Annotated in this window: 8 protein-coding genes; 6 read left to right on the top strand and 2 right to left on the bottom strand. The window is 66.2% G+C overall.

All coding sequences use genetic code 11. The annotated features are described in order from the left end of the window. The coding region (locus tag YH64_RS20435; RefSeq protein WP_255444603.1) for an NTP transferase domain-containing protein at positions 1–655 on the bottom strand (655 nt) is incomplete at its 3' end. On the opposite strand from YH64_RS20435, the gene YH64_RS30590 reads away from it, so the two are divergent. The 5 genes from YH64_RS30590 to paoC all read left to right on the top strand — a co-directional run bounded on the left by YH64_RS30590 (position 621) and on the right by paoC (position 5,924). Continuing rightward, on the top strand, positions 621–947 hold the full coding sequence (locus YH64_RS30590; RefSeq protein WP_255444604.1) for a hypothetical protein: 327 nt from the start codon (positions 621–623) through the stop codon (positions 945–947). The genes YH64_RS20435 and YH64_RS30590 overlap by 35 nt on opposite strands. 90 nt (positions 948–1,037) lie before the next feature. Continuing rightward, positions 1,038–2,108 carry an XdhC family protein gene (locus YH64_RS20430; RefSeq protein WP_082134557.1) on the top strand — a complete coding sequence of 357 codons (1,071 nt, stop codon included), beginning with the start codon at positions 1,038–1,040 and terminating at the stop codon, positions 2,106–2,108. A 15-nt stretch (positions 2,109–2,123) separates the two neighbouring features. Continuing rightward, a complete protein-coding gene (gene paoA / locus YH64_RS20425) occupies positions 2,124–2,768 on the top strand; it encodes an aldehyde dehydrogenase iron-sulfur subunit PaoA (RefSeq protein WP_046806014.1) in 645 nt (214 codons plus the stop codon). Then, the gene (locus YH64_RS20420; protein ID WP_046806013.1) at positions 2,765–3,715 is read left to right on the top strand and encodes a xanthine dehydrogenase family protein subunit M; all 951 of its coding nucleotides are present in this window, start codon (positions 2,765–2,767) and stop codon (positions 3,713–3,715) included. The genes paoA and YH64_RS20420 overlap by 4 nt, the downstream gene beginning before the upstream one ends. Positions 3,716–3,719: 4 nt before the next feature. Beyond that, entirely contained in the window at positions 3,720–5,924 is a 2,205-nt protein-coding gene (gene paoC / locus YH64_RS20415; RefSeq protein ID WP_046806012.1) for an aldehyde oxidoreductase molybdenum-binding subunit PaoC, read from the top strand. Between the two features lie 83 nt (positions 5,925–6,007). Here paoC and YH64_RS20410 read toward each other — a convergent pair whose 3' ends face one another. Next, entirely contained in the window at positions 6,008–7,063 is a 1,056-nt protein-coding gene (locus YH64_RS20410) for an Ldh family oxidoreductase (RefSeq protein ID WP_143215460.1), read from the bottom strand. A gap of 507 nt (positions 7,064–7,570) precedes the next feature. Here YH64_RS20410 and YH64_RS20405 point away from each other — a divergent pair. After that, on the top strand, positions 7,571–8,155 hold the full coding sequence (locus YH64_RS20405; RefSeq protein WP_046806010.1) for a fimbrial protein: 585 nt from the start codon (positions 7,571–7,573) through the stop codon (positions 8,153–8,155). Positions 8,156–8,160 lie beyond the last annotated feature (5 nt).

The following is an 8,160-nucleotide window of genomic DNA, read 5'->3' as shown; positions in this document are numbered from 1 at the left end:
GATCTTGCGGCGTGTCGACATCGGCGTGCACGCCGGGATCGTCCACTGCCAACTCGTGCACGGGATGGCGCAGCAGCAAGCGGCGCGCGCCCACGTCGCCCGATAGCGCGGCAAGCTCAGGCCAGAGATCGCGCGCGAAGGCGACGGGGTGGCCGCGCTTGCCTTGCCACGTGGGCGCCACGATGCGATGGTGCGGGGCTGCGGCGGCCACTTGCATGCAGGTGTCGGCGCGCAACCAGGGCATGTCCGCCAAGGCGACCAGGCACGACGATGCGGCGGGCAAGCCCTGCGTCTTAGCGTGAACGTCTCGCCCTTCGGGTGGAAAATCTTCGCCCCGGCCAATGCCCGGGCCGAGCAAGTGGCGGGCGGCGGTCGCCAGGCTATCGCCCATGCCGTCCGCGTTCGCGCCCACCATGACCAGCTCGCATCCTTCCGCTTGCAGCAGCGCGCCTAGCGCCGCTTGGTCGGGTCGAAGCACCGCAATGGTGCGTGATGTGGCGCTGCCCAGCGCGCGGGCGGACGCCACCGCCACCGGCGTGCCATCTTCCAGCCGCGCCATCAACTTGTCTTGACCGGGGGCGTCTGCGGCGTAGCGCCGCCCATGGCCCGCCGCCAGCAAGATGCCGACGCACGCGGCCGAGGGCAAAGCGCGCAACGCGGAAGAGGGGGGCGTGGAAGGCGCTGACAAGGAAGGGGCGGACAAGGAAGGGGCTGGCAAGGAAGGCGCTGACAAGAAAGGGGCTGACAAGAAAGGGGCTGACAAGAAAGGGGCTGACAAGAAAGGGGCGGCCAAGGAAGAGGCTGACAAAGCAGAGGCTGACAAAAACGGTAGCGGCTTAGGCATGGCGCTTGCTGGGCGATCACGGTTGACAGTGGGCAACTGGGGGGGCAGACGTGGCGTCTGGGACAACCCGCGCCACTCCTGGCATTCCCCCGTTGATTCGTGAATTTCACTCAACGGTGTATGCGGATTTTGCCTCTTTTCTTGCCGGGCGGGCCACTGGTAGAGTGAGTCCGATATTTCCAAAGGCACCAACATGGAAAGTCTTGATCTACAAGTGTTGGCCGCTATCCAGGACTGGCGGCGCCAGGGCCACGCGTTTGTCATGGCGACGGTAGCCGCAACCTGGGGCGCCTCGCCACGGCCACGCGGATCGTGGCTGGCGGTGCGCGACGATGGGCGCATTGCCGGGTCGGTATCCGGTGGCTGTATCGAAGATGATCTCATCGACAAGATGCGGCGCGGCGATCTTTGGCGCGCCGGCCCCTATGCGCTGACCTACGGCGCCACCCGCGACGAAGCGTTGAACTTTGGCCTGCCCTGCGGCGGCATCCTGGAACTGCTGATCGAACCCAAGCCGGATGCGGCGCAGCTGCATAGCCTTGCCGACCGACTGCGCCAGGGCGAACTCGTCAAAAGAACGTTGAGCCTGGCCGATGGCACCGCGCAGCTGACGCCGGCGCAGCCGGGCGACCGGTTCGACTGGAACGGCAAAGTGTTGACCACGCTGCACGGCCCGCAATGGCGCTTGCTGCTGGTGGGCGCCGGCGACATCGCGCGCTATGTGGCGCCGATGGCGGTAGCCCTGGGATTCGACGTCACCGTGTGCGACCCGCGCGAAGAATATGCCGCGTCATGGGACGTGCCGGGTACACGACTCGTCACGACGATGCCGGACGACACGGTGATGGCCCTGGCACCCGACGTGCGCACGGCGATCATCGTGCTGGCGCATGACCCGAAGCTGGACGACATGGCCTTGCTGGAAGCGCTGCCGTCGCCGGCGTTCTTTGTGGGCGCGCTGGGCTCGCGCCGCACCAACGAAGCGCGACGCGCGCGTCTGCGTGAACATTTCGGTTTTACAGAAGAGCAGATTGCGCGCCTGCGTGGCCCGGTGGGCCTGCCCATCGGCAGCCGCACCCCACCCGAGATCGCAGTGTCGATCCTGGCGGAGCTGACGCAGCAACGTATTCAACATACGACACAGGCCGCCGCGCATTCCCGGCGGGAGTGGGAATGCGGGTTGCTGCATGCCGGACCGCAATCCGGACCGCAACCCGACCCGCAACCCGACCCGCAGCGCGCCGCCATCCGCGTCGCCGACTAAACGAAAGGGGCAGACTTGGAAAACTCATCAGCAATCAAGATCACCCGGCGCAACCTGCTGAAGGCGGGCGCCGTTTCCGCAACCGCCATGGCTGCCTCATCGTCGGTGTCGTTGGCCCAGCAGGCCGCGCAGACCGGCGTGCAGCCGATGTCCGCCACCGTGACGCTGCGGGTGAATGGCTCGTCACGCGAAGTGTCGCTGGATATGCGCACCAGCCTGTTGGACGCGCTGCGCGAGCACTTGCATCTGACCGGCACCAAGAAGGGTTGCGACCACGGCCAGTGCGGCGCCTGTACGGTGGTGCTGGACGGCCGCCGCGTCAATTCCTGTCTGACACTTGCCGTGATGCACGACGGCGCCGAGATCACCACCATTGAAGGGCTGGGCTCGCCCACGGCGCTGCATCCGCTACAGGCCGCCTTCGTCAAGCACGACGGTTATCAGTGCGGCTACTGCACGCCGGGCCAGATCTGTTCGGCGGTAGCCATGCTGGAAGAATTGTCGCAAGGCGTGCCCAGCCACGTCAGCGAGAGCCTGACCGAGCGCCCGCTGCTTAGCGTGGACGAAATCCGCGAACGCATGAGCGGCAACATCTGCCGCTGCGGCGCGTATTCAAACATCATTGAAGCCATCACCGAGGTGGCGGGGAGCAAAGCATGAGGCCGTTTACCTACGAACGCGCGCGCACCCCCGCCGACGCCGCCGCTAGCGCCGCCCAGGCACGCGGCACCCGCTTCATTGCGGGCGGCACCAATCTGCTGGACCTGATGAAGCTGGAAGTGGAAACGCCCACGCACCTGATCGACGTGAACGGGCTGGCGTTGGACCAGATCACGCCGACGCCCGAAGGCGGGCTGCGCATCGGCAGCCTGGTACGCAACACCGATCTGGCCGCCGACGAGCGCGTGCGGCGCGATTACGCCGTGCTGTCGCGCGCCATTCTGGCCGGCGCGTCGGGGCAGATTCGCAACCGCGCGACCACGGCGGGCAACCTGCTGCAACGTACGCGCTGTCCGTATTTCTACGACACCAACATGCCGTGCAACAAGCGCGCGCCGGGCACGGGCTGTTCGGCCATCGGCGGCGTGACGCGTCAATTAGCCGTGATAGGCACCAGTGACGCCTGTATCGCCACGCACCCCAGCGACATGGCGGTGGCCATGCGCGTGCTGGACGCGCAGGTGGAAACGGTGCGTCCGGACGGCGCCACGCGCGTGATTCCGATCGCGGACTTCTACCGCCTGCCCGGCGATACGCCGCACATTGAAACCACGCTGGAAGCCGGCGAGCTGATCACGGCGGTGGCCCTGCCCAAGCCGGCAGGTGGCACGCACGTGTATCGCAAGGTGCGCGACCGCGCCTCTTACGCGTTTGCGCTGGTGTCCGTGGCCGCCGTGGTGCAGCCAGACGGCAGCGGCCGGGTGGCGTTGGGCGGGGTGGCGCCGCAACCGTGGCGCCTGGACGCCGCCGACGCCGCGTTGCCGCAAGGCGCGCGGGCGGTCACCGACCGCCTGCTGGCCGACGCCCGGCCCACCGACGACAACGCATTCAAGCTGACACTGGCCGCAAGAACCCTGAGTGCAGTGCTGGCGCAAGCGAGGGCCTGACGCGATGAAATTCGATACTCCCGCTACCCAAAATCCCATCGACCAGCTAAAGGTCGTGGGCCATGGCGTCGACCGCATCGACGGCCCGTTGAAAACCACCGGCAGGGCGCCCTACGCGTACGAGCGGCATGACGTGGCGCCCGATGCCGCCGTGGGCTATGTACTAGGTTCTGCCATCGCAAAGGGCCGCATCACATCGATGGACATCGAGGCCGCGCGCCGCGCGCCCGGCGTGCTGGCGGTGGTGACCGCGCAAAACGCCGGCAAGCTGGGCAAGGGCAAGATGAACACCGCCACGCTGCTGGGCGGCCCCGCCATCGAGCACTATCACCAGGCCATCGCCCTGGTGGTGGCCGAAAACCTGGAACAGGCGCGCGCCGCCAGCCGGCTCATCCGCGTGCAGTACGAACGCACGCAGGGCGCGTTCGATCTGGCCGCCGAGAAGGCGTCTACGGACAAGGCCGGCAAGAACGATCCGCAAGAGGACCGCGTGGGTGAATTCGAAAGCGCCTATGCGCAGGCGCCGGTGAAGATCGACCACACCTACACCACGCCCGACCAGTCGCACGCGATGATGGAGCCGCATGCGTCCGTTGCCAAATGGGAAGGCGATGCGCTGACGGTGTGGACGTCGAACCAGATGGTGGACTGGGGGCGTGGCGACCTGGCGCGCACCCTGGGTGTGCCGCGCGAAAAGGTCCGCTTGATCTCGCCCTATGTGGGCGGCGGTTTTGGCGGCAAGCTGTTTGTGCGCGCGGATGCCTTGATGGCGGCGCTGGGCGCGCGGGCGGCGGGCCGACCGGTCAAGGTGGCGCTGCAACGCCCGTTGATAGCGAACAACACCACGCATCGCCCCGCAACGATTCAGCGTGTGCGCATCGGCACGACGCCAGACGGCAAGATCACCGCCATCGGCCACGAAAGCTGGTCGGGCGATTTGCCCGGCGGCCAGCCCGAGCTGGCCGTGCAGCAAACGCGGTTGTTGTATGCCGGCGCCAACCGGCTGACCGCGCTGAACCTGATGCAGCTGGACCTGCCCGAAGGCAACGCCATGCGCGCGCCCGGCGAGGCGCCGGGCATGATGGTGCTGGAAATTGCCGTGGATGAAATGGCGGAAGCGGCCGGGCTGGACCCGGTGGAATTTCGGGTGCGCAACGACACGCAGGTGGACCCGGCCAAGCCGGAGCGGCCGTTCTCGCAGCGCCGCTTCATTGAATGCCTGCGCCTGGGCGCGGACCATTTTGGATGGGCCAATCGCAGCGCCAAGCCCGGTACTCGCCGCGAAGGGCGCTGGTTGGTGGGCATGGGCGTGGCGTCGGCGTTTCGCAATAACCTGGTGACCACCTCGGCGGCGCGCGTGCGCCTGGACGCCGCGGGCCAGGTCATCGTTGAAACCGATATGACGGACATCGGCACCGGCAGCTACACGATCATCGCGCAGACGGCCGCCGAAATGTTGGGCGTGCCGCTGGCCAAGGTCGTCGTGCGGTTGGGCGATTCCGACTTCCCGGTGTCGGCCGGCTCGGGCGGGCAGTGGGGCGCCAATAGCTCGACGGCGGGCGTGTACGCGGCGTGCGACAAGCTGCGCACCCAGATTCTGCAACGCCTGGGCTTCGCCACGGACGGGGCGGTGTTCGCGGACGGCTCGGTCACCGATGCAAATGGCCGAACGGCAACGCTGCGCGATGCGGCGGCGGGCGGCGACCTGGTCGCGGAAGACACGATGGAATTCGGTGACCTGGACAAGAAGTTCCAGCAGTCCACCTTCGGCGCGCATTTTGTCGAAGTGGCGGTGGACGCGGCCACCGGCGAGACGCGCATCCGGCGCATGCTGGCCGTGTGCGCCGCCGGGCGCATCCTGAACCCCAAGACGGCGCGCAGCCAGGTGATCGGCGCCATGACGATGGGCGTGGGCGCGGCCTTGATGGAAGAGCTGGCGGTGGACGACCGGGTCGGCTTCTTCGTGAACCACGACCTGGCCGGGTATGAGGTGCCGGTGCACGCCGACATCCCAAGTCAGGAGGTCATCTTCCTGGATGAAACCGACCCGATTTCCTCGCCCATGAAAGCCAAGGGCGTGGGCGAGCTGGGCCTGTGCGGCGTGGGCGCGGCGATTGCCAACGCGATCTACAACGCCACCGGTGTCCGGGTGCGAGACTACCCGATCACGTTGGACAAGCTGCTGCCGGGCTTGCCAGAGCTGAGCTGACCAGGACCGTGATTCCCAGCCGCGTCGCCACCTGCTGCCAGCGGCCGGCAGCGCGCCAAGGTGCCGGCTGGGCGACGCGCGTGTCAGCCCTGCGTCTTCAATGACCCCAACGACCTGATCTCGTCGTACAGCGCGCGGCCGACCCATACGCCTTCCTGTTCGCTCTTGGCGCGCGCCTTGAAGCGGCGTTCGGAAGGCAGGCGTGCGCCCTGGCCGCTGATGGCGTCCAGCATGGCCTCGGCGGCGTCGGCGTTGGCCGGCGCCAAGCCACGGCCCAGGATGTTCGGGTCCAGCGCAATCACCAATTCCCCGTGCAGGGGCGTGCCGCCCTTGCCGGCATCGTGCGCTTGCGATTGCATGCTGGTCCAGTCGCCGATGAGCGGTCCGGCCAGCAGCTCGATCATCGTGGATAGTGCCGACCCCTTGTAGGTACCGAACGGCAGCATCGCGCCCGCCAGTCCCGCTGCGGCGTCGGTGGTGGGCCGTCCTTGCGCATCGATCGCCCAGCCTTCTGGAATGGCGCGCCCGGTGCGGCGGTGTAATTCGATTTCGCCGCGCGCGACCATGCTGGTGGCAAAGTCAAACACATACGGGTAGGGGCCAGGGCGCGGCCAGGCGAACGCCAAGGGGTTGGTGCCGAACACCGGACGCGTACCGCCCGCGGGCGCCACCCAGCTATGGCTGGGCGTCATCGCCAAGCCCGCAAGGCCATGCTGCGCAATGGCTTCGACTTCCGGCCACAGCGCGGAAAAGTGGAAGCAATTGTTGATGGCCAGCACGGCCACGCCGTTGCGCTTGGCCTTGTCCACCAGATGCGGCAAGCCTTCTTGAAATGCCAACAAGGAATACGCGCGCTGCGCATCGACCTGCACCACGGCTGCGGTGGGGTGCGTGACGATGGGCAGGGCTTCAGGGTCAACCAGCCCGGACTGCAAGGTGCGCACGCAAGCGAGCAGGCGGTACATGCCATGAGACTGGCAGTCATCGCGCTGACCCGCCGTGATCGTTTGCGCGATGGCCTTGGCGTGCGCCATTGAAAAGCCGTTGCGGCTCAACACATCAAGCGATAACTCATAGACCTCGGTGATCGAGAGATTGACCATGTCGGTGTTCACATTACCTCCGGGTTTGCATTGCATGGCCCCGGCCGGCAGCGCGGGCGGGGTCGAATCAAAGCGGCGCGGGGCAGTCTGCGCTTGGCCAGTGTAGCGAGGTTGATGGCCAGCCTGATTGCGACCCGAATATGTCGCGCTTGAACAAGCCGTGGATGCGCCTGTGGCAGTGCATCAATTCAAGCGCGGGACCGCTTTGGCAAAGGGATGGAAGCTGCTTTGCAATGCAGCAATACAAATGGCGTTCGACATTCAGCCAAAGGGCTGTTTTTCTGATTTATCAGAGCGCCAATTAAGCATCTTCCTAGTTAAATCCGCGCGCCTAAATCGTATCGTTCATGGACTCGCACCAACCCATCCCCGCGGCATTGTCTTGCCGGGGTTGGCGAGCCCTGTTGCCAGGACACGGTGTGCCGGGTTCTGGCAGTCATCAAGGCTTCGGCGGCATATCGCGCCCGCGGCGTATCCGCAAACCCCATGGTTCACCGCGTCGCCTTTTCAGCCGCCATATTCATCTTCACAAAAGGAATACGCATGAAGCGCAGTATCGTGACATCCCTTGCCGCCTCTGGCTTGCTGCTCGCCGCATTCGCTCCGGGCGCCACTTTCGCCGCCGGCGGTACCGTCAACTTTTTTGGCACGATCAGCGACGTGACGTGCGACGTTGAAGGCAGCGCGGGCGGCGCCAATGGCGTCACCGACGTGCCTTCGTTCGGCACGGTCAATCCCGCGGACGTCGTGAATGGGTCCGCGCCCGAACGCGACTTTCAGATCAAGGTGCACGGCTCTGTCGACTGCACGGATGACACCAAGGTGCGGCTGCAATTTCATGCCAACCACCCGAACGTCGACAAGGTGACGGGCAACCTGAAGCTGGTGGGCGCAGACCCGGCTGCGGGCGTGCAGATCCAGATCCGCAACAACCGCAGCGAAGCCCCCGCCAACACCACGCCGATCCGGCTGGGCATCACCGACGCCAACCCGCAAGTGGCCGAGGTCAAGAACAATCAGGCCATCCTGTACTACTCGGCCAAATACGTCCCGCAGGATCCCTCCGCCACTTCGGTCGGCATGGGGGGTGGCGATTCCTTCGTGACCTACACGCTGCGCTACAACTAAGCTCG

This window comes from Achromobacter sp. LC458 (genome assembly GCF_001005835.2).
GTDB classification, from domain to species: domain Bacteria; phylum Pseudomonadota; class Gammaproteobacteria; order Burkholderiales; family Burkholderiaceae_B; genus Achromobacter; species Achromobacter spanius_B.
This window is presented reverse-complemented; position numbering and strand designations above follow the sequence as displayed.

What these genes read in the sequence shown, in the direction of transcription:
- YH64_RS30590 (WP_255444604.1), top strand. Translation starts at nt 621, where the DNA reads ATGCCGACGCACGCGGCCGAGGGCAAAGCGCGCAACGCGGAAGAGGGG.
- YH64_RS20430 (WP_082134557.1), top strand. Translation starts at nt 1,038, where the DNA reads ATGGAAAGTCTTGATCTACAAGTGTTGGCCGCTATCCAGGACTGGCGG.
- YH64_RS20420 (WP_046806013.1), top strand. Translation starts at nt 2,765, where the DNA reads ATGAGGCCGTTTACCTACGAACGCGCGCGCACCCCCGCCGACGCCGCC.
- paoC (WP_046806012.1), top strand. Translation starts at nt 3,720, where the DNA reads ATGAAATTCGATACTCCCGCTACCCAAAATCCCATCGACCAGCTAAAG.
- YH64_RS20410 (WP_143215460.1), bottom strand. Translation starts at nt 7,063, where the DNA reads ATGCAATGCAAACCCGGAGGTAATGTGAACACCGACATGGTCAATCTC.
- YH64_RS20405 (WP_046806010.1), top strand. Translation starts at nt 7,571, where the DNA reads ATGAAGCGCAGTATCGTGACATCCCTTGCCGCCTCTGGCTTGCTGCTC.